The sequence below is a fragment of the Kineococcus sp. DHX-1 genome, assembly GCF_042473625.1.
Lineage (GTDB): Bacteria > Actinomycetota > Actinomycetes > Actinomycetales > Kineococcaceae > Kineococcus.
Genome location: NZ_CP170445.1, coordinates 4,610,049 through 4,631,051, shown reverse-complemented (window position 1 = coordinate 4,631,051; position 21,003 = coordinate 4,610,049). Strand labels below are relative to the sequence as shown.

At 72.4% G+C, this 21,003-nt stretch carries 17 protein-coding genes and 1 tRNA gene; 14 read left to right on the top strand and 4 right to left on the bottom strand.

From position 1 onward, the window contains the following. Window positions 1-354 precede the first annotated feature (354 nt). The 12 genes from dnaA (at window position 355) to ACFEMC_RS22375 (ending at window position 14,545) form a co-directional block, all read left to right on the top strand. A complete protein-coding gene (gene dnaA, locus ACFEMC_RS22430; protein WP_380172049.1) occupies window positions 355-1,920 on the top strand; it encodes a chromosomal replication initiator protein DnaA in 1,566 nt (521 codons plus the stop codon). Window positions 1,921-2,675: 755 nt separating this feature from the next. Beyond that, the gene (dnaN, locus tag ACFEMC_RS22425) at window positions 2,676-3,803 is read left to right on the top strand and encodes a DNA polymerase III subunit beta (protein ID WP_380172047.1); all 1,128 of its coding nucleotides are present in this window, start codon (window positions 2,676-2,678) and stop codon (window positions 3,801-3,803) included. A gap of 63 nt (window positions 3,804-3,866) precedes the next feature. Continuing rightward, window positions 3,867-4,781 (top strand): phosphogluconate dehydrogenase (NAD(+)-dependent, decarboxylating), encoded by a 915-nt coding sequence (gene gnd / locus ACFEMC_RS22420; RefSeq protein ID WP_380172045.1) that lies wholly within the window; start codon window positions 3,867-3,869, stop codon window positions 4,779-4,781. Window positions 4,782-4,823: 42 nt separating this feature from the next. Then, window positions 4,824-6,008, top strand: coding sequence for a DNA replication/repair protein RecF (gene recF, locus ACFEMC_RS22415; protein WP_380172043.1), 1,185 nt, complete (start codon window positions 4,824-4,826; stop codon window positions 6,006-6,008). Further along, window positions 6,001-6,591, top strand: a complete 591-nt coding sequence (locus tag ACFEMC_RS22410; RefSeq protein ID WP_380172041.1) for a DUF721 domain-containing protein — start codon at window positions 6,001-6,003, stop codon at window positions 6,589-6,591. The genes recF and ACFEMC_RS22410 overlap by 8 nt, the downstream gene beginning before the upstream one ends. 293 nt (window positions 6,592-6,884) lie before the next feature. Continuing rightward, window positions 6,885-8,963: a DNA topoisomerase (ATP-hydrolyzing) subunit B gene (gyrB, locus tag ACFEMC_RS22405; protein WP_380172039.1), complete on the top strand. Its 2,079-nt coding sequence runs from the start codon at window positions 6,885-6,887 to the stop codon at window positions 8,961-8,963. Between the two features lie 55 nt (window positions 8,964-9,018). Beyond that, a complete protein-coding gene (gyrA, locus tag ACFEMC_RS22400; protein WP_380172037.1) occupies window positions 9,019-11,748 on the top strand; it encodes a DNA gyrase subunit A in 2,730 nt (909 codons plus the stop codon). Between the two features lie 152 nt (window positions 11,749-11,900). Next, the gene (locus ACFEMC_RS22395; protein WP_367639663.1) at window positions 11,901-12,272 is read left to right on the top strand and encodes a DUF3566 domain-containing protein; all 372 of its coding nucleotides are present in this window, start codon (window positions 11,901-11,903) and stop codon (window positions 12,270-12,272) included. A 64-nt stretch (window positions 12,273-12,336) separates the two neighbouring features. Next, window positions 12,337-12,410 (top strand) — tRNA-Ile (locus tag ACFEMC_RS22390). 75 nt (window positions 12,411-12,485) lie between these two features. Next, window positions 12,486-12,887 (top strand): VOC family protein, encoded by a 402-nt coding sequence (locus ACFEMC_RS22385; RefSeq protein ID WP_380172034.1) that lies wholly within the window; start codon window positions 12,486-12,488, stop codon window positions 12,885-12,887. Window positions 12,888-12,927: 40 nt separating this feature from the next. After that, window positions 12,928-13,941 (top strand): AAA family ATPase, encoded by a 1,014-nt coding sequence (locus tag ACFEMC_RS22380; RefSeq protein WP_380172032.1) that lies wholly within the window; start codon window positions 12,928-12,930, stop codon window positions 13,939-13,941. 16 nt (window positions 13,942-13,957) lie between these two features. Further along, window positions 13,958-14,545 (top strand): hypothetical protein, encoded by a 588-nt coding sequence (locus ACFEMC_RS22375; RefSeq protein WP_380172030.1) that lies wholly within the window; start codon window positions 13,958-13,960, stop codon window positions 14,543-14,545. A 6-nt stretch (window positions 14,546-14,551) separates the two neighbouring features. Here ACFEMC_RS22375 and ACFEMC_RS22370 read toward each other — a convergent pair whose 3' ends face one another. Beyond that, the gene (locus ACFEMC_RS22370) at window positions 14,552-15,943 is read right to left on the bottom strand and encodes a polysaccharide biosynthesis tyrosine autokinase (RefSeq protein ID WP_380172028.1); all 1,392 of its coding nucleotides are present in this window, start codon (window positions 15,941-15,943) and stop codon (window positions 14,552-14,554) included. Window positions 15,944-16,133: 190 nt separating this feature from the next. On the opposite strand from ACFEMC_RS22370, the gene ACFEMC_RS22365 reads away from it, so the two are divergent. Next, complete coding sequence (locus ACFEMC_RS22365; RefSeq protein ID WP_380172026.1) at window positions 16,134-17,549, top strand: sugar transferase; 1,416 nt, start codon at window positions 16,134-16,136, stop codon at window positions 17,547-17,549. A 5-nt stretch (window positions 17,550-17,554) separates the two neighbouring features. Continuing rightward, window positions 17,555-18,667, top strand: a complete 1,113-nt coding sequence (locus tag ACFEMC_RS22360) for a glycosyltransferase (RefSeq protein ID WP_380172024.1) — start codon at window positions 17,555-17,557, stop codon at window positions 18,665-18,667. A 3-nt stretch (window positions 18,668-18,670) separates the two neighbouring features. Here ACFEMC_RS22360 and ACFEMC_RS22355 read toward each other — a convergent pair whose 3' ends face one another. The 3 genes from ACFEMC_RS22355 to ACFEMC_RS22345 all read right to left on the bottom strand — a co-directional run bounded on the left by ACFEMC_RS22355 (window position 18,671) and on the right by ACFEMC_RS22345 (window position 20,946). Continuing rightward, window positions 18,671-19,048, bottom strand: coding sequence for a VOC family protein (locus tag ACFEMC_RS22355; RefSeq protein ID WP_380172023.1), 378 nt, complete (start codon window positions 19,046-19,048; stop codon window positions 18,671-18,673). Between the two features lie 102 nt (window positions 19,049-19,150). Beyond that, window positions 19,151-19,297, bottom strand: a complete 147-nt coding sequence (locus ACFEMC_RS22350) for a hypothetical protein (protein ID WP_380172021.1) — start codon at window positions 19,295-19,297, stop codon at window positions 19,151-19,153. 74 nt (window positions 19,298-19,371) lie between these two features. Continuing rightward, on the bottom strand, window positions 19,372-20,946 hold the full coding sequence (locus ACFEMC_RS22345) for a methyl-accepting chemotaxis protein (RefSeq protein WP_380176906.1): 1,575 nt from the start codon (window positions 20,944-20,946) through the stop codon (window positions 19,372-19,374). Between the last annotated feature and the right edge of the window lie 57 nt (window positions 20,947-21,003).

Below are 21,003 nucleotides of genomic sequence, written 5' to 3'. Positions count from 1 at the left end.
TCCACAGGGCCCGCCGCTCGCCCGTCCGGGTGGTGGCAGGAAGGTAGCGTTCCCCCACAGGTCCGGGTGGGACGACCCGCCGGGACCGGCTCCTCGGCCCCTGGTCGGCACACCGCTACGACGGTGCTCCGGCCGGGCGGTGTCGTCGGGGCGTCCGGCGGACAGCGGCGCCGTGCACGGCACTTGAACGCGAGCCGTCCACGTTGTTACGGTCCCGCTCGACGTGCCGACGCCCGCATCCGATCGAGGTGCCTGCGACGGGCGGTTCGTCGCACCCCCGCCGTCCTCCACAGGTGTGGACAGGGGTGTGGACGAGTCCCGTCACACGGATCCGGTACGACGGGAGAGGGCTCGATGCAGACCGACGGAGGGGACTTCCCCAGCGTCTGGGAACGTGCCGTCGCGCAGCTGGACGACGGGGGCATCACTCCCCACCAGCGGGCGTTCGTGCGGCTGACCCGCCCGCTCGGCCTCCTGGACGGCACCGCGCTGCTGGCCGTGCCGAACGACCTCACCAAGGACGTCATCGAGCAGAAGGTCCGCGAACCGCTGACCCGTGCGCTCTCGGACGCCTACGGCTCGGCCATCCGGCTCGCGGTGACCGTCGACCCCTCGATCGGCCAGGTGCTGGCCCCTGAGCGGACGGGCGAGCGCTCCGGTGACGACGGCGTCCCCAGCGTGGAGCGCGAGCGCGTCGGGTCCGGCCTGGACGCCGAGGGCGTCCCGCACGTGCCCGCCCAGGGTGACCGGCGCGGTGGCGGGCTCGAGGAGGAGTCGCCCCTGGACGACTCCGACCCGGACCTGCTCTTCACGGGCTACAAGGTCGACCGCGGGGCGGGCACCGGCCGGCAGGTCCCCCGCAACCGGTCCACGACCAAGGTGGAGAACGCCCGGCTGAACCCGAAGTACATCTTCGAGTCCTTCGTCATCGGCGCCAGCAACCGCTTCGCCCACGCGGCGGCGGTCGCCGTCGCCGAGGCGCCCGCCAAGGCCTACAACCCGTTGTTCATCTACGGGGAGTCCGGGCTGGGCAAGACGCACCTGCTGCACGCGATCGGGCACTACGCCCAGAACCTCTACCCGGGCGTGCAGGTGCGGTACGTGAACTCCGAGGAGTTCACCAACGACTTCATCAACTCGATCCGCGACGACAAGGCCCAGGCCTTCCAGCGCCGGCACCGCGACGTGGACGTCCTCCTCATCGACGACATCCAGTTCCTGTCGAACAAGGTCCAGACGCAGGAGGAGTTCTTCCACACCTTCAACACGCTGCACAACGCGAGCAAGCAGGTCGTCATCACGTCCGACCTGCCGCCCAAGCAGCTGTCCGGGTTCGAGGAGCGGATGCGCAGCCGCTTCGAGTGGGGCCTCATCACCGACGTCCAGCCGCCGGACCTCGAGACCCGCATCGCCATCCTCCGCAAGAAGGCGATCGGCGAGCGCCTCGAGGTGCCCGACGACGTCAACGAGTACATCGCTTCGAAGATCTCCTCGAACATCCGCGAGCTCGAGGGCGCCCTCATCCGCGTCACGGCCTTCGCCAGCCTGAACCGGCAGCCGGTCGACATGAGCCTGGCCGAGATCGTCCTGCGCGACCTCATCCCCAACGACGAGACGCCCGAGATCACGGCGGCCGCGATCATGGGCCAGACCGCGTCGTACTTCTCGGTCACCCTCGACGACCTGTGCGGGACGTCGCGCTCGCGCACGCTCGTCACGGCCCGCCAGATCGCGATGTACCTGTGCCGCGAGCTGACGGAGCTGTCGCTGCCGAAGATCGGCCAGCACTTCGGCGGCCGAGACCACACGACGGTCATGCACGCCGAGCGCAAGATCAAGCAGCAGATGGCCGAGCGGCGCAGCACGTACAACCAGGTCACGGAGCTGACCAACCGCATCAAGAAGCAGGCGGGCGCCTGACGCCCCCGCCACCCCGCACGACCCCCTGAGAGCCCCGCCGGCAGCGTCGCCGGCGGGGCTCTCGTCGTTCCCGTCCCGAGGACCCCGGACGCTCGGCTCCGGACTGCTCCGCGGGTCACCCCACCGGCGTCCTCGACCGGCCCGGACGCCCGTCCACAGTTGTCCACACGCTGGGGACAGAGATGTGGACGACGGTGCCACCGACCGTGGACAACCCCGTGGACGAGACGTGGACGCCGTGGGGACCGCCTGGGGACAGCCGTGGACGACGCCGTTGCGGAGTGAGCACCTGTGGACGACCGGACCGCCCCGTCCTCAGCCCGTCCACACGGCTCCGGGGCCCTCGAACGCGGTCTGACCTGCGACGACAACCGGTTGTCCACAGCCTCCACAAGGGTGACTACTACGACTGATCCCTCTACGGTGAAGTCCGTCAACCCACGTCCAGTGTGGACTGGTGGTGGGGAAAGGGCTCCCGACCTGCCTCGAGGCCTGCCCTGAGGACGAGGTGGTCACTCCAGGTGATCGCCGTCTCGGAGGCCGTTCGAACAAGGCGTGCAGACCCCTCCGCCACCTGGTGACGCACGGTGACCACCCCGGTCGCAGGGGCGGGCGACGCCGTGGAGGCGCGTGCACGCGTGTCCTGCCTCTCCACTACTGTCGGAAGCCGCCGCGTCCTGCCGTCGCCCTCAGGGGCCGCAGACGGGGCACGGAGCGGTGAGCAGCCGCGCAGGACGACTGAGAGGCGGTGCCTGGTGGAGTTGCAGGTCGAGCGCGACGTGCTGGCCGACGCCGTCGCGTGGGCGGCCCGGGCTCTGCCCTCGCGCCCTCCGGTGCCCGTGCTCGCCGGCGTGCTCCTGGAGGCCACCGACGAGGGCACGCTCAAGCTGTCCACCTTCGACTACGAGGTGTCCGCGCGCGCCGAGCTTCCGGCCGACGTCCGAACGGCCGGTCGCGTCCTCGTCTCCGGCCGCCTCCTGGCCGACATCTCCCGCAGCCTCCCCGCGCGTCCGGTGACGCTGACGACGGAGGGCTCGAAGGTCGTCGTCACGTGCGGCGCGAGCCGCTTCACGCTGCTGACGATGTCGGTCGACGAGTACCCCTCGCTGCCGCAGCTGCCGGAGGCGTCCGGGGAGATCGCCGGCGGTGAGTTCACCGAGGCCGTCGCCCAGGTCACCATCGCCGCGAGCCGCGACGAGACGCTGCCGATCCTGACCGGTGTCCGCATGGAGATCGAGGGCGACCGCCTGACGCTCCTGGCGACGGACCGGTACCGCCTCGCGGTGCGCGAGCTGCGGTGGAACCCCAGCACCCCGGACCTGTCCGCCGTGGCCCTGGTGCGGGCGCGCACGCTGTCCGACGTGGCGCGGTCCCTGGGCGGGGGCAGCAACCTCACGCTCGCCCTCGCCGACGGCGCCAGCGACCTCATCGGCTTCCAGGCCGGTGGCCGGTACTCGACCTCGCTCCTGGTGGACGGGGAGTACCCCAAGGTCCGGGCGCTGTTCCCGGCCGAGTCGCCGACGTACGCGGTCGTCTCCACGGCGGCCCTGACGGAGGCGGTCAAGCGCGTCGCCCTCGTCGCCGAGCGCAACACGCCCGTGCGGTTGCGGTTCGAGGACGGCGTGCTGTCCTTGGAGGCGGGACAGGGCGAGGACGCGCAGGCGACGGAGGCCCTGGAGGCCACCCTCGTCGGTGAGTCCATCGCCATCGCCTTCAACCCGCAGTTCCTGCTGGACGGACTCGGTGCGCTGGCCGCGCCGTTCGCCCGGCTCTCGTTCACCCAGGCGACGCGTCCGGCGGTCCTCACCGGCCAGGCGGACCTCGACGGGGACGACGACGACAGCTACCGGTACCTCCTGATGCCGGTCCGCCTCGCCGGCTGAGCCCGGCGGTCACACAGCCCGGCTCGAGAGAGCAGCCGGGCGCGAGAAGGGAAGCGTCTGGCCATGCACATCGGTCTCGTCGGTCTCGGCAAGATGGGCGGCAACATGCGCGCCCGGCTGCGCGACAAGGGCATCGAGGTCACCGGGTACGACCCGAACCCCGACGTCACCGACGTCCCCAGCCTCGCGGCCCTCGTCGAGGCGCTGCCCTCGCCCAAGGTCGTGTGGGTGATGGTGCCCTCGGGCAAGATCACCCGCGACACCGTCGCCAACCTGGCCCCGCTCCTCAAGGACGGCGACCTGGTCATCGACGGCGGCAACTCCAAGTGGACCGACGACGAGGTCAACGCCAAGCTCCTGGCCGAGCGCGGCACCGGCTACCTCGACTGCGGCGTCTCCGGCGGCGTGTGGGGCAAGGACAACGGCTACGGCCTCATGGTCGGTGGCGCGAAGGGCCACGTCGACCTGGCCCTGCCCGTGTTCGACGCCCTGCGCCCGGAAGGCCCCCGCGAGGAGGGCTTCGTCCACGCCGGCGGCGTGGGTGCGGGCCACTACTCGAAGATGGTCCACAACGGCATCGAGTACGGCCTCATGCACGCCTACGCCGAGGGCTACGAGCTCCTCGAGGCGAAGGGGATCATCCACGACGTCCCCGCCGTCTTCAAGGCGTGGACGCGCGGCACGGTCGTCCGCTCCTGGCTGCTGGACCTCATGGTCCGCGCCCTGGAGGAGGACCCCAAGCTCGACAACATCCGCGGCTACGCCCAGGACTCCGGCGAGGGCCGGTGGACGCTGGAGCAGGCCATCGAGAACGCCGTCCCGATGCCCGTGCTGGCCGCGGCGCTCTTCGCGCGCTTCTCCTCCCGCCAGGAGGACTCGCCCTCGATCAAGGCCGTCGCCGCGCTGCGCAACCAGTTCGGCGGCCACGCCGTGACGTCGGCCGGCCCGAGCTCGGGTGCGGGTTCCGTCCACGAGTGACGCAGACCCACCAGCCCTGACGGACGGGAGGAGCACGACCGCGTGCACGTCGCGCACCTCTCCCTGGTCGACTACCGGTCGTACGAGAGCCTCGAGCTCGACCTGCGGCCGGGGACGACGACCTTCGTCGGCCTCAACGGGCAGGGCAAGACCAACCTCGTCGAGGCGATCGGCTACGTCGCCACGCTCGGCAGCCACCGCGTCTCCGGGGACGCGCCCCTGGTCCGCCAGGGCGCTCCCCGGGCCGTGGTGCGCGCCGAGCTGGTGCGCGGTGGCCGCCGGGCCCTCGTCGAGCTGGAGATCACCCCGGGCAAGGCGAACCGGGCGCGGCTGAACCGCAACCCGGTCCGCCGGACCCGCGACGTCCTGGGTGTCCTGCGCACCGTGCTGTTCGCGCCGGAGGACCTCGCGCTCGTCAAGGGCGACCCGACCGAGCGTCGGCGCTACCTCGACGAGCTCCTCGTCACGCGCTGGCCGCGCGTGGCCGGCGTCCGGGCCGACTACGACCGGGTCCTGCGCCAACGCGGTGCGCTGCTGAAGTCCGCCGGCGGCGCCATGCGCTCGGGCCGCGCCGACACCCACACGCTCGACGTGTGGGACGAGCACCTCGCCGCGTCGGGGTCCGAGCTGCTCTCGGCCCGGCTCGCGCTGCTGGGGGACCTGCGGGAACCGGCCGCCGAGGCGTACCGCTCCGTCAGCAGGGGGCAGGGCGACCTGGAGCTGGGCTACCGATCCTCCCTCCCGCTGCTCGCCGAGGGGGTCGCGACGACTCCCGGCGGCGCGATGCCGAGCCCGGAGGAGCTGCGGACGGCGCTGCTCGCGCAGATGGCCGAGCAGCGCAAGGCCGAGCTCGACCGCGGGGTGTGCCTCGTCGGCCCGCACCGCGACGACCTCGTGCTGACGCTGGGCGGGATGCCCGCCAAGGGGTACGCGAGCCACGGCGAGAGCTGGTCGGTGGCCCTGGGGCTGCGGCTGGCCAGCTACCGCCTGCTGCTGGAGGACGACGTCCACGAGGACCCGGGCGGTCCGGTGCTCGTCCTCGACGACGTCTTCGCCGAGCTCGACGCCGGCCGGCGCGAGCGGTTGTCCGAGGTCGTCGCCGACGCCGAGCAGGTCCTCGTCACGGCGGCCGTCCCGGAGGACGTGCCGGCCGCGCTGCGCGGGGAGCGGGCCGACCGCGTGCACGTCAGCACCGGCGTGGCCGTGCGGGAGGACGCCGGTGACTGACGCACCGGACGACCCCTCCTCGGAGGAGGACCCGGCCGAGGGGACCGACCAGGCGGGAGCCGACCTGGCCCGCACCGCGCTGGGCCGGGCCCGTGCGGCCGCGGCGGCGAAGGGGCTGCGTCCTGGCCGGGCGCCGCTGGGGGGGATGAAGCCGGCCGAGGCCCGTCGCGCGGAGGCGCTGCGCCGTACCGGCGCGTCGGCCCGGTCGGGGGCCTGGCCGGACGCACGGGACCCGCAGAGCCTGGACTCGACGCTGGGCCGGCTCGTCGGCGAACGCGGCTGGGAGCAGCCCGTCGCCGTCGGTGGGGCCTTCGGGCGCTGGGACGCCGTGGTCGGGCCGGAGCTCGCGGGGCACTGCGCCCCGGAGACGCTCAAGGACGGCACGCTCGTCGTGCGGGCGGAGTCGACGGCCTGGGCCACCCAGGTCCGCCTGCTGACGAGCCACCTCGTGCGCCGCCTGGACGAGGAGCTCGGTCACGGCGTGGTCACCAAGGTCGTGGTGCGCGGGCCGCAGGGCCCGTCGTGGCGCAAGGGCGGCCGGTCCGCCCCCGGCGGCCGCGGCCCTCGCGACACCTACGGCTGAGCCCCCGAGCCGCCTCGGCTCCGGAACGGCTCAGGACCGTCCGACCCCCCGGTGCGTGGTCCCCCACGTCCGAGGGGGTCGCGCGGCTCAGGGGGCGCGCAGGGCCGCGCGCAGCGACGGGGGGCGCCCCGGACGGGGTAGACTGTCAGCGAACCTGGTGGTCCTGCGGGCACCTGGATCGCACGGGCTCCGGGCCACCGTGACCAGCTGGTCACGGCCGGGTGCCCAGCTCGGGCCACCGGCTCGCCACGCCCGCGCGCGACCGCCTCGACGCGGAGGGAGAGCACGCGCTCGTGCCAGACCAAGAGACGCCCGGTCCCGAGGACGCGAACCCGCAGGACGTGAACCCCGAGGACGCACCCTCCCTGGCCGACGCGGTGACCCCGGACGGGGTGCCGAACCCCGAGTACGGCGCGGACGCGATCACCGTCCTCGAGGGCCTCGAGGCCGTCCGCAAGCGGCCCGGCATGTACATCGGGTCGACGGGTGAGCGCGGTCTGCACCACCTGGTCTACGAGATCGTCGACAACTCCGTCGACGAGGCGCTGGCCGGCTACTGCGACACCGTCGACGTGACGCTGCTCGCCGACGGTGGGGTGCGGGTGGTCGACAACGGCCGCGGCATCCCCGTCGACGTCATGCCCGGCGAGGGTCGCCCAGCCGTCGAGGTCGTCCTCACCGTCCTGCACGCGGGCGGCAAGTTCGGCGGCGGCGGGTACGCCGTGTCCGGTGGTCTGCACGGCGTCGGCAGCTCCGTCGTCAACGCCCTGTCGACGCGGCTCGACGTCGAGGTCCGCCGCCAGGGCCACGCGTGGCGCCAGTCCTACGAGCACGGCGTGCCGCTGGCCCCGCTGGAGAAGGGCGAGGAGACCGACGCCACCGGGACGACCATCACGTTCTGGGCCGACGGCGAAATCTTCGAGACGACGGACTACTCGTACGAGACGCTCCGCACGAACTTCCAGCAGCGCGCCTTCCTCAACAAGGGCCTCTCGCTGAACCTCACGGACGAGCGCGTCCACCCCGAGGACGAGACCGCGGAGAGCGCGGACGACGCCCCGGCGCGGTCCGCGAGCTACCGGTACGACGACGGGCTCATCGACTACGTCAAGCACCTCAACGCGCTGAAGAAGAACGAGCCGCTGCACGAGACGGTCATCTCGCTGGAGGCGGAGGACAGGGAGAAGGGCATCGCGGTCGAGGTCGCGATGCAGTGGACGACGGCGTACTCCGAGGCCGTCTTCACCTACGCCAACAACATCAACACCTCCGAGGGCGGGACGCACGAGGCGGGGTTCCGCACGGCGTTGACGAACCTCGTCATCGACTACGCCCGCACGGCGAAGCCGGCGATCCTCAAGGACAACGAGAACCTCGACGGGTCCGACATCCGCGAGGGTCTGACGGCCGTCATCTCCGTCAAGCTCACCGAGCCGCAGTTCGAGGGGCAGACGAAGACGAAGCTGGGCAACACCCTGGCCCGCACCTTCGTGCAGGCCCAGGTGCGTGAGCACCTCGGGCACTGGTTCCAGGCCAACCCCAAGGAGGCCTGGACGATCGCGAAGAAGGCCCAGTCGGCCTCCATCGCCCGGCAGGCGGCCCGCAAGGCCCGTGAGGCCAGCCGAAAGTCGCTGCTGGAGCGCAACTCGCTGCCCGGCAAGCTCAAGGACTGCCAGTCCAACAACCCCGCCGAGTGCGAGGTCTTCATCGTCGAGGGCGACTCGGCGGGCGGTTCGGCCACCCGCGGTCGCGACCCCCGGACCCAGGCGATCCTGCCGATCCGCGGCAAGATCCTCAACGTCGAGAAGGCCCGGCTCGACCGCGCCCTGGGCAACCAGGAGGTCCAAGCCCTCATCACGGCGTTCGGCACGGGCATCGGCGAGGACTTCAACGTCGAGAAGCTCCGGTACCACAAGATCATCATCATGGCCGACGCCGACGTCGACGGTCAGCACATCCGGACGCTCTTGCTGACCCTGCTCTTCCGCTACATGAGCCCCCTGGTCGAGGGCGGTCACGTGTACCTGGCGCAGCCGCCGCTCTACCGGATCAAGTGGCTGGGTGGCGCGGAGAACCACGAGTTCGCCTACTCCGACCGCGAACGCGACGCCCTCATGGAGGCCGGCCTGGCCGCCGGCAAGAAGCTCCCCAAGGAGGGCAAGACCCAGCGCTACAAGGGTCTGGGCGAGATGAACTGGGACGAGTTGTCCGAGACGACGATGGACCGGGCCCACCGCACGCTGCTGCAGGTGACCCTCGAGGACGCCGCCGCCGCTGACGCGGTGTTCTCGACCCTCATGGGCGAAGACGTCGAGTCGCGCCGCAGCTTCATCCAGCGCAACGCCCGCGACGTGAGGTTCCTCGACGTGTGAGCCCCGTTCCACGTGGAACATCCGTCGAGAACCGTGAGCTGAGAGGCACCACCCCGTGAGCGAGAGCACCACCGAACCCCCCGCCGGCGACCGCGTGGACCAGGTCGACCTGCAGGCGGAGATGCAGCGGTCGTACCTGGACTACGCGATGAGCGTCATCGTCTCCCGCGCGCTGCCGGACGTCCGGGACGGGCTGAAGCCCGTGCACCGCAGGGTGTTGTACGCGATGTACGACGGCGGGTACCGCCCCGACCGCGGGTACTCCAAGTGCGCCCGCGTCGTCGGCGACGTCATGGGTCACTACCACCCGCACGGCGACACCTCGATCTACGACGCCCTCGTCCGGCTCGCCCAGGACTGGTCGCTGCGGTACCCGCTGGTCGACGGTCAGGGGAACTTCGGCTCGCCGGGGAACGACCCGGCCGCGGCTCCGCGCTACACCGAGTGCCGGATGGCACCGCTGGCCATGGAGATGGTCCGGGACATCGACGAGGAGACCGTCGACTTCTCCCCGAACTACGACGGCCACACCACCGAGCCCGACGTCCTGCCGAGCCGGTTCCCGAACCTGCTCGTCAACGGCTCGGCCGGCATCGCCGTCGGCATGGCGACGAACATCCCGCCGCACAACCTGCGCGAGGTCGCCGAGGGCGCGAAGTGGTTGCTGGACAACCCCGACGCCTCCGACGACGAGCAGCTCGCGGCCATGCTGCAGCGCATCAAGGGCCCGGACTTCCCCACGGGCGCACAGATCCTCGGTCAGCGCGGCATCGCCGACGCCTACCGCACCGGGCGCGGGTCGATCACCATGCGCGCCGTCGTCACGGTCGAGGAGATCTCGGGCCGCACGTGCCTCGTCGTCAGCGAACTGCCGTACCAGGTCAACCCGGACAACCTCGCCGAGAACATCGCGAACCTCGTCCGCGACGGCCGGCTGACCGGCATCGCCGACGTCCAGGACCACACGTCGGGGCGCACGGGCCAGCGGCTGGTCATCATCCTGCGCCGCGACGCCGTGGCGAAGGTCGTGCTGAACAACCTCTACAAGCACACCCAGCTGCAGCAGAACTTCGGCGCGAACATGCTGGCCCTGGTCGACGGGGTGCCCCGCACGCTGCCGATCCACGCGTTCCTCAAGCACTGGATCACCCACCAGTTGGACGTCATCGTCCGCCGCACGCGGTTCCGGCTGCGCAAGGCCGAGGAGCGCGCGCACATCCTGCGCGCCCTGCTCAAGGCCCTCGACGCCATGGACGAGGTCATCGCCCTCATCCGCGCCAGCGCCACCGTCGAGGTCGCCCGCGACGGCCTCATGGAACTGCTGGACATCGACGAGATCCAGGCCCGCGCCATCCTCGAGATGCAGCTGCGCCGCCTCGCCGCCCTGGAGCGGCAGCGCATCATCGACGAGTACGACGAGCTCATGCGGCTCATCGAGGACTACAACGACATCCTCGCCCGGCCCGAGCGGCAGCGGCAGATCGTCGGCGACGAGCTGGCCGAGATCGTCGAGCGCTACGGCGACGACCGCAAGACGCAGATCCTGCCCTTCGAGGGCGACATGACGGCCGAGGACCTCATCCCCGTCGAGGACGTCGTCGTCACCGTCACCCGCGGCGGGTACGCCAAGCGCACCCGCACCGACCTCTACCGGGCCCAGCGCCGCGGCGGGCGCGGAGTGCGCGGGGCGAAGTTGCGCGAGGACGACGTCGTCGAGCACTTCTTCACGACGACGACCCACCACTGGTTGCTGTTCTTCACCAACCTCGGCCGGGTCTACCGCGCCAAGGGGTACGAACTGCCCGAGGGCGGTAGGGACGGCCGCGGTCAGCACGTCGCCAACCTCCTGGCGTTCCAGCCGGGGGAGCGGATCGTCGCCGTCCTCGACATCGAGGACTACGAGCAGGCGCCGTACCTCGTGCTCGCCACCCGCGGCGGGATCGTCAAGAAGACCCGGCTGTCCGAGTACGACTCGAACCGCTCCGGCGGGCTCATCGCCATCAACCTGCGCTCGCACGCGGCCCCCGACGGCGGCGAGGAGGTCGACGACGAACTGTTCGGCGCGACCCTCGTCGACGAGGGCGAGGACCTCTTCCTCGTCTCGCGCAAGGGCATGAGCGTGCGCTTCGAGGCGACCGACGAGAACCTGCGTCCCATGGGCCGGGCCACCTCCGGCGTCACGGGCATGAAGTTCCGCGGCGAGGACGAGCTGCTCGCGATGGCCGTGGCCCGCGACGACCTCTTCGTATTCGTCGTCACCGAGCTCGGCTACGCCAAGCGCACCAAGATCGGGGAGTACCGCAAGCAGGGCCGCGGGGGGCTGGGCATCAAGGTCGCCAAGCTCACCGAGGAACGCGGTGACCTCGTCGGGGCCCTCACGGTCTCCGAAGACGACGAGGTCCTCGTCGTCATGCAGGCCGGCCGCGTCGTGCGCTCCCGCGTCGACGAGGTGCCGGCCAAGGGCCGCGACACCATGGGCGTCACCTTCGCCCGCCCCGAGACCGGAGACCGCATCCTCGCCGTCGCCCGGAACGCCGAGCGCGTCATCGACGAGGAGGTGGAGGCCGAGGAGGTCTCCGACGCCACGACGGAAGCCGCCGACGACCCGCTGCTCGACACCGCCGGGGCCGGAGACGACCAGGCGGCCGCCGAAGGTGCCGACGAGGCGCCGAACGGTGGAGCACCTGTGGAGGAACCGGGGAACGACCCTGTGGCGGGGGCGGCCGATGGCGTACCGTCGTCCGAGGCTCCGCCGAGCGAGCCCGACACCGGAGGTGACGAGTGACCCCCGCCGAACGCGCGACAGCTTCGTCGGCAGCGGCTGGCACGCAGGGCAAGGCCCCGGCGACCGGTCAGACCGGGCGGCCCGCGGCTGACCCGGCCCGGTCGGCAGCTGCCCCGGGGCAGGCGTCCGGCCAGTCCAAGCCCCGCAACGGTGTGGACTCCGTCCCCCGCCGCGTGCGCCTGACGCTGGCCCGCGTCGACCCGTGGTCGATCACCAAGCTGTCGTTCCTGCTCTCGGTGGCCGTCGGCATCGCCCTCGTGGTGGCGACGGCGGTCATCTGGAGCGTCCTGGACGGCATGGGGGTCTTCACCGACCTCAACGGCCTGCTCAAGGACGTCGTGGGCAACGAGGTGGACTTCGACCTCCTCGACTACGTCGGCTTCGGCAAGGTGCTGTCCCTCGCGACGGTCATCGCCGTGGTGGACGTCGTGCTGCTGACGGCGCTCTCGACGATCGTCGCGTTCCTGTACAACGTGTCCGCCGCCCTTGTCGGTGGTCTGCACGTCACGCTCTCGGACGACTGAGCTCCCGCGGGTGCTGAGCACCCGCTCGGGTCCGGTAAGGTTGTCTCCGCTGCGTGCAGCGAACGGGCCTATAGCTCAGTCGGTTAGAGCGCTTCCCTGATAAGGAAGAGGTCGGAGGTTCAAGTCCTCCTAGGCCCACCGTCAAGCCCCCGTGGACGTCGTCCACGGGGGCTTCGTCGTGCAGGGGTCTGCCGAGGGCAGGACGGTGGTGGGATGGACGTCCCCTTCCCCCGCGCGTTGCACACCGTGTTGGACAGCACCGACGCCCGCGCCCTCGCCGAGTTCTACCGGGCCCTCCTGGGTCTGCGGTACCGGGACGGCGACGACGGGACCGGGCCCGCGGACTGGCTCGTGCTCACCGAGGGCGACGGGACCCGCGTCCTGGCGTTCCAGCAGGTCGACGACCTCCCCCGTCCGACGCGGCCGGCCGGGACGGTCCCCCAGCAGGTGCACGTCGACTTCACGGTGCCCGACCGCGAGGTGCTGGAGCACCACCAGCGGCGGGCGCTGGATCTCGGCGCGACGCTGCTGCTCGACCGCACGGACGACCCCGACGAACCCCTGTACGTCGACGCGGATCCGGCCGGCCACCCGTTCTGCCTCTTCGTCGCCTGAAGACCGGTGACGGTCGAACTACCCACGGTAAGATCCAACGGTGGAGGGACGGCTGCTGGCCACGGCCGCACAGGTCAAGGCGCTCGTGGAGAGCCACACCGCCGGCGACGACGCCAAGTTCCGCGCCGCCCTCACGGAGGTGCTCGACAGCGCCGGCCGCAAGGGCGACCGGGCGCGCGAGGTCGAGGACCTGCGCGCGCTGCTCGACACCCGGCGGTCGGCCGCGCGGCCGCAGAGCCCACCCCCGCCCGCCGCCCCCACCGCGGTCGTCCAGCCCCGCGGCGAGCTGGCCCAGGTCCTCACCGTCTCGCTCCCCCGCACGACCCTGGCCGACCTCGCGCTCGGCAGCGACGTCATGGCCCGCCTGCACCGCGTGCTCACCGAGCAGCGGCACGCCGACGTGCTGCGCGCCCGGGGGTTCCAGCCGCTGCGCAAGCTCCTCCTGACGGGCCCGTCCGGCACCGGCAAGTCCATGACGGCCGAGGTGCTCGCCGCGGAACTGGCCGTCCCGGTCTTCACGGCCCGCCTCGACGCCTTCGCCGACCTGCCGGCCGACGACGCCGTCGCGCAGCTGTCCCTCGTCTTCGACCTCATGGCCCAGAGCCGTGCGGTCTGCCTCTTCGACGACGTCGACGCCCTCATCGACCCCGACGGCGGGGAACGCAGCCGCAGCCGGTTGCGGGACGTGCTGCGCGCCTTCACCGGGTTCCTCGACGCCGACGCCTCCGCCGGCGTCCTCGTGGTGACCACGAACCGGCCCCAGCTGCTCGACCGTCCCCTGCTGCGCCGCTTCGACACCGTCGTCGACTACCCGCTGCCGAGCACCGGCGTCGTGCAGGAGGTCGTGCTGCGCCGGTTGCGGGGCTTCGACCTGTCCGCGGTGGAGTGGCCGCGCGTCGCGTCGACCGCCAGCGGTCTGAGCCACGAGCAGGTCTCGGCCGCGGCGACCCTGGCGGCCAAGCAGTGCATCCTCGACGGCGCCGCCCAGGTGGAGACCGGTGCGCTGCTCGCCGCGCTGCGGGAACGACGGCAGATGCTCAAGATGGCTCCGTGAGGGCGTTGGGGCCGGCGTGAGGACCAGGTTCGAGGTCCTCCTCGTCTGCACGGCCAACGTCAGCCGCTCGCCGATGGCTGCGTCGCTGCTGCGCCACCACCTCGCCGACCGGTTCGGTGAACGGGCCGCGACCATCCGCGTCGCCAGCGCCGGCACGACGGCCCTGGTCGGGGAGCCGGTGGACCCGGACGTCGCCACCGTCCTGCGGAAGGTCGGGCGTCCGGACCTGACCGGCGGGGAGTCCGGGCGTCAGCTCGACGCGCAGCTCGTCGGTACCGCCGACCTCGTGCTGACGATGACGCGCGAGCAGCGCGGTGCCGTCATCGCGCTCGTCCCGTCGGCGCAGCGGCGCGTGTTCACCGTGCTGGAGCTGGCGCGCATCGCCCGGATGCTCGGCGCGGAGCGGCGCCTGCCCGCGAGCGCCTCGCCGGGGGCCGGGTGGAAGGTGCTCGTCGCCGCGGCCCCGGCCTGGCGGGGACCGACGGCGCCCAAGGACCCGGCCAGCGACGACGTCGACGACGTCCACCGGGCCAAGCTGGACGTGCAGGTCAAGGCGGCGCGGCGGCTCGACGAGGCGCTGGCCGCCGTCGTCGCGGTGGTCTGAGCGCGCTCAGCGTTCCAGGAGGACGTGCTCGGCGTCGGCCGGGGTCGTGGGTTGGTAGCCGTAGCCGTACTCGTAGGCGTAGCTGTACTCCGACGCCTTCGACGGGACCATCGTCAGCACGCCGCCGAGGACGGTCGCGTCGACGGCCCGCAGGCGTTCCAGACCGCGGGCGAGGTGCTCGCGCGTCGTCTTGCCGTGCTTGACGACGAGGACGGCGCCGTCGGCCTGCCGGGCCAGGACGGCGGCGTCGGCGACGGGCAGCAGCGGAGGGCTGTCGACGATGACGAGGTCGGCGCGGTCGCGCAGCCGCTGCAGCAGCTCGCTCATGTGCCGGGAGCCCAGTAGGGCGGCGGGGTTGAGCGGGATGGGGCCGGCGGCCAGGACGGACAGCCCGGTGTCGCCGTAGGGCTGCAGGACGTCGTCGAGGTCGGCGCGGCCGGCGAGGACCGTCGTCAGGCCCGCGCTGTCCTCGACGCCGAGGTAGTCCGCGACGCGCGGCAGCCGCAGGTCGCCCTCGACGAGGATGGTCCGCAGCCCGGCGGTCGCGGACGTCAGCGCGAGGTTGACCGCGGTGGTGCTCTTGCCCTCCCCGGGCAGCGCCGACGTGACGACGACCAGGCGCGGGGGGTGGTCGACGTCGGCGAACTGCAGGTTGGTGCGGATCTGCCGCAGCGCCTCGGACTGGGGGGAGCGGGACCCCTCGACCACGAGCTCGGGACGGTCGCCGCCCTCGCCCGCGGGCACCGACCCGAGCGCGGGGGCGCCGAGGTCGGAGATCGTGGCCAGCGTCTTGACGGTCGTGTCGAGGACCTCGCGCAGGATGGCGAGCCCGGTCCCGAGGACCGCACCGGCCAGCAGTCCGAGCGCCAGCATCTTGACGAGGTCCGGGGCGATGGGGTCGCGACGGACCTCGGCGGGCCGCAGCACGTTGATGCGGACCGGGCTCATCGTCTCGGGGGTGGCCTGCTCGAGCTCGCTGACCGCGGTCCCGAAGTGCCGGGAGATGGAGTTCGCGACGTCGGCGGCCAGCTGGGGTGAGGACTCGTCCACCGTGACCTCGATGAGGACCGTGCCGATGGGGGCGCTGGAGCCGACGTGCTCGGCGAGGGCGCGGGGGGTGGTGTCCAGACCCAGCTCGCGGATGACGGGTGCGAGGACCTTCGGGCTCTCCAGGACGCTCGTGTACGACTGGACGCGCTGCTGGGTGAACATGCTGCCCTGCATGAGGAGGGCGGCGTTGCCCGTGTCGTACATGGACACGAACATGAGGCAGTCGGCGCGGTAGACGGGGGCGCTCGTGGAGTAGGCACCGAAGCCGGCCCCGCCGCCCAGCAGCACCGACAGGACCACGAGGATCCAGTGCTTGCGCAACGCGCGCAGGTAGTCGACGAGGTCCACGGCTCGTCCATCGGCCGGGGGTGCGGGCAGTTGACCCGGACGGGTCGTCCCGTCGCGTCACGAGCCCCCGAACGGGTTGGGACGATGGACAGCGGGGCCGCGCACCTCAAGTCGACACGCCGTCGGGACGAGGAACAAGGGTGTTGAGCCCGGGCGGTGTGCTACGGGGACGCCGACCTGGAGGACCGACGTGGCCACGACCAGCGAACCGGGGACGAGCGCGCGCTCGGCCGGTGCTGGTTCGACGGCACCCGTCCGCAGGCCCTCGTGGGGATCCCTGCGCCGCGCGCGGCGGAACCGTTCCCAGCTCGCGACCCTGCTGCTCGCCACCGACGCGGTGTGCGTCCTGGCCGTGGTGCTCCTGCTCGGGCACGGCGCCCCCGCCGTCGTCGTCTTCTCGGCGTCGGCCCTCGTCGTCCACGCCTTCGCCGGCCTCTACCGACCGCGCATGGACCTCAGCATCCTCGACGACCTGCCGCTCCTGGCCGGAGCCGGCGTCGCGTCGGTCGGGGTCGCGTCCATCGCCGACGGCGCGCTCGACATCGGTGACGTGGAGGGGAGCACGCTGCTGGCGGCGCTGGCCCAGACGGTCCTGGTCCTGTGTGCGCGCGCCGTCGTGTACGTCCTGCGCATCCGGTACCGGAAGGCGGGCCGCATCGCCATGCGCACGCTCGTCGTCGGCTGCGGTGGGCTCGGCGCGCAGCTCGTCGAGCACCTGGGGTCCGGGGAGCAGGGGCTGCTGCCGGTGGGCTTCATCGACGACGACCCGCGGCTGTCCGCCGGGGAGCGCCCCCTGCCCGTGCTCGGCGGCATCGCCGACCTCGAGCGGCTCGTGACCGAGCAGAGCGCCGACATCGTCGTCATCGCCTACTCCAACGTGCCGGAGATGGTCGTCGTCGACGTCCTGCGCAGCTGCCAGGGCCTGCCCGTCGAGATCTTCACCGTGCCGCGGTTCTGGCAGGTCACGAACACCCACCGCTTCGTGCAGTCCGTGCGCGGGGTGCCGCTCGTGCAGCTGCGCCGGCCCGCGTTCCGCGCCGTCACGTGGCCGCTCAAGCGCGTCATGGACGTGGTCGCCTCGACCCTCGGTCTCGTGGTGGCGCTGCCGGTCCTGGTGGTGTGCGCCGCACTCGTGCGCCACGAGGTCGGTCCCGGTCCACTGTTCCGCCAGGAGCGCGTCGGCCTCGACGGCCGGACGTTCCCGCTGCTGAAGCTGCGCACGATGCGCCCGGACGCCTCCTCCGACGTCCGCTGGAACGCCCAGGAGAGCGTCGGGCCGGTCGGCGGCTGGCTGCGCCGGCTCTCGCTCGACGAGCTGCCGCAGCTGTGGAACGTCCTGCGCGGGGAGATGTCCCTCGTCGGCCCGCGTCCCGAGCGCCCGCACTTCGTCGAGCAGTTCACGCTCGACTACGACGACTACCTGTGGCGGCACCGGGTTCCGGTCGGGGTCACCGGCTGGGCCCAGGTGCACGGGCTGCGGGGGGACACCTCGATCTCCGAACGCGCCCGCTTCGACAACCACTACGTCGAGAACTGGTCGCTCTGGCTCGACGTGAAGATCCTCCTGCGCACGGCCGGTCAGGTGCTGTCGGCGGCGGGACGGTGAACGGGATGCCCCTCGTCCTCGTCCTCGGCACCGCCGACTGGAACGCTCCCGTCGCCACGAACCAGCACCACGTCACCCGGGCCCTCGCCGCGGACTGGCCCGTCCTGTTCGCCGAGGGGACGGGGACCCGGTCGCTGCGACCGTCCGACGCCCGCCGCGTCCTGCGACGCCTGCGGTCCGCGCCCGCACTCACGGGCCGCGCGGTTCCGGAGGGCGTCGAGGTCGTCACGCCCCGGTTGGTGCCGCACCACGCGCCGACCACCCGGCGCGCCAACTCAGCGCTGCTGCACCGCCAGCTCCGGCGCTGGGTCCAGCACCCCGGGCCGCGGCTGCTGTGGACCTACACGCCCTTCACCTACGGGCTGGAACGGCTGGCGGACCGGACGGTCTACCACCTCGTCGACCTGCTCCACGAGAACCCCGGCGTCCACCGCGGACGGTTGCTCGCCGCGGAACGGCGGCTGGAGGCCGACGTCGCGATCGGCACGAGCCCGGCCATCGAGGAGCACCTGCGCTCGCAGGGGTTCGCCGACACCCGCTGCCTGCTCAACGTGTGCGACGTCGCCCTGTTCAGCGCCGCGGCCCAGGCTCCGGATGTTTCCCGTGGAACATCGGTGGTGTTCGCCGGAACGCTGGCGCCCCACAAGCTCGACGGCGACCTCCTGCTCGCGCTGGCTCGCGCGCTGGGCGGTCGGCTCCGGCTCGTCGGGCCGATCGTCGACCCGTCGAACCCGTTGTGGCGCAACCTCACCGCGGCGGGTGCCCAGGTCGTCGGTCCGCTCGCCCCGGCCGCCCTCGCGTGCGAACTGGCGGCGTCCGCCGTGGGTCTGGTGCCCTACCGCAGCACGCCGCTCACGCGCGGCATCTCGCCGTTGAAGACGTACGAATACCTGGCCGCGGGGTTGCCCGTCGTCAGCACCCCGTTGCCCGCGGTGGCGCCGGTCGACGGTGCGGTCTTCGTCCGGCCGGCCTCGGAGTTCGTGCCCCAGGTCGAACAGCTCCTCGCCGACGCGGACCCGGCCCGCCCCGCGCGGATGACCCGGCTCGCCCAGGGACACGACTGGGAGAGCCGGGGGCGGGACCTGCGGGCGCTCGCCGGTCAGCTCCTCGCCGGCTGACCGTCAGCGCAGCGGTTGGCCGACGTCGATGCGGTTGCCGTCGGGGTCGGCGACGACGAAGGTCCGCAGCCCGAAGTCCGCGTCCCGCAGGCCCTTGACGATGCGGGCCCCGTGCCGGACGAGGTGGTCGTGCAGGGCCGTGGCGTCGTCGACGAGCAGGTGGGCGACGTTGTGGACCCCCGCCCGGTGCCCGCGCTGGATCGAGAGGTGCAGCTCGGCCGCACCGCGGCGCAGGATGACGAACCCGGTCGGGTCGCCGTTGGCGAAGACGACCTCGAGGCCGAGGACGTCCCGGTAGAACGCGAGCGCCCGCTCGACGTCGGTGACGGGCACGCCGGCCGCGATGCGGCCGTAGGTGGTCGGGGGCAGGTCGAGCGACATCGCAGTCCTCCGCACGTCGTGAGCCGGGAGGAGGCGGTGCTCGTCCGGGCGGGGTGACGGCGCGGTGGCCGGGAATCCCTCGAGCCTACCGCTGCCCCCGCGTCAGCCGCCGGTTCCCGGGCCCGGTGGACGGCGACGGCGGCCGGCCAACCGGACCACCAGGACGATGACGACCGAGGCGGCGACCACCAGCAGCAGCAGGAAGAGGATCACGAGGATCCAGGGGTGGTCGACGAGGTTGCGGAACACCCCGCCGACCCTAGGGCGAGGCCCCGGGCCGCGCGGAGTTCCGCGCGATCCGGGGCCCGGTCCCTCAGAGTCCCTCAGAGGCGGAAGGTGCCGACCAGGGCGTTGAGTTCGGCGGCGGAGCGGGCGACGTCGTCGGCGGTGGTGGCGGTGTGCCCGGCGCTGGTGGTGGTCTGGGAGGCCGCGGCGGCGATGCCGGAGATGTTGACGGAGATCTCCTGGGAGCCGGTGGAGACTTCGGTGACGTTGCGGACCATCTCGGCGGTGGTGGCCGACTGCTGCTCCACCGCGGCGGCGATGGTGGCCTGCAGGGCGTCGACGCGGACGATGACCTCACCGATCTGTTCGATGGCGGCGGTCGCGGCGTGGGCGTCGGCCTGGGTGGCGCCGACCTTGGCGACGATCTCCTCGGTCGCCCGGGCGGTCTGCTGGGCCAGTTCCTTGACTTCGCCGGCCACGACGGCGAAGCCCTTGCCCATCTCCCCGGCCCGGGCGGCTTCGATGGTGGCGTTCAGGGCCAGGAGGTTGGTCTGTTCGGCGATGGAGGTGATGAGTTTGACGACGTCGCCGATCTCGCGGCTGGAGGCCGACAGGCGGGCCAGGGTCTGGGAGGCGTCCTGGGCGGCGGCCACGGCGGTGGCGGCGGTGGCCGAGGCGTCGGCGGTGGCGGAGGCGATCTCGCGGATGGCGGAGGTCATCTCCTCCCCGGCGGCGGCGACGGTGCCGATGGAGGCGGTGATCTCCTCGGTGGCGGCGGAGACGACATGGGACTGGGCGGCGGACTCCTCTGCGCCGGAGGACAGTTGGGTGGCGACGGCGGTGAGTTCTTCGCTGGAGGCGGCCAGGGTGGTGGCGTTGGCGCTGATGCGGCCCACGGTGGCTGACAGGGAGTCCAGGGAGGTGTCGGTGGCTGCGGACAGGCGTCCGACTTCGTCCTTGGCGGTGTAGGCCACGCGCTGGTCCAGGCGGCCTTGGGCCAGGCCCTCCATGACGGTGACCGCACGTCCCAGGGGGCGGGCGATGGATCGGGAGATGAGGACCGCGACGACGACGGCGAGGGCGAGCGCGACGAGGACGCAGGTCAGGAGGCCCGCGACGGCCTGCCGGTAGGCGCTCTTGCCCTCGTCGGCGAGCTGGACGGCGGACTCCGCCTCCGCCTTGTTGATGTCAGCGAGCGCCTGACCGACCTTGTCCCCCGCGGGCGTCACGGTGGACGTGCGGAGCGCCACGAAGCCGGCCAGGTCGTTGTCCTTGGCGAGCGGCACGAGACCCTGGGCGGCGCTGCGGTACGCCGCGATGGCGTCGGTGTAGGCCTGCTGCTGGGCCTTGCTGGCGGCGGGGTCGGTGCCCTGGTAGGTCGTCCAGGCCGCGTCGAGGGCCTGGCTGTCGCTGTCGGTCTGCGCCAGGGCCGCGGTGGTGCCGGCGGCGTCGGGGGTGAGGGCGGCGTTGGCGATGTCCAGGCGCAGGGTGGTGAAGGCGTTCTGGACCTTGTCGATGCTGTCGACGGACGCGATCCCCGACGTGGACAGGTAGTCCATCTTCGTCTGCGCGGCGCTGAGGCGCTGGATCCCGACGCCGGCGACGAGCACGAGCAGGACCCCCACCAGGCTGAACCCGAGAGCCAGCTTCAGGCTCACTCGCAGGTCACGCATCCGCGCCACGGGGACCACCTCTCGACGACGGCGGAGCCCGGCCCACCCGGTCCCGTC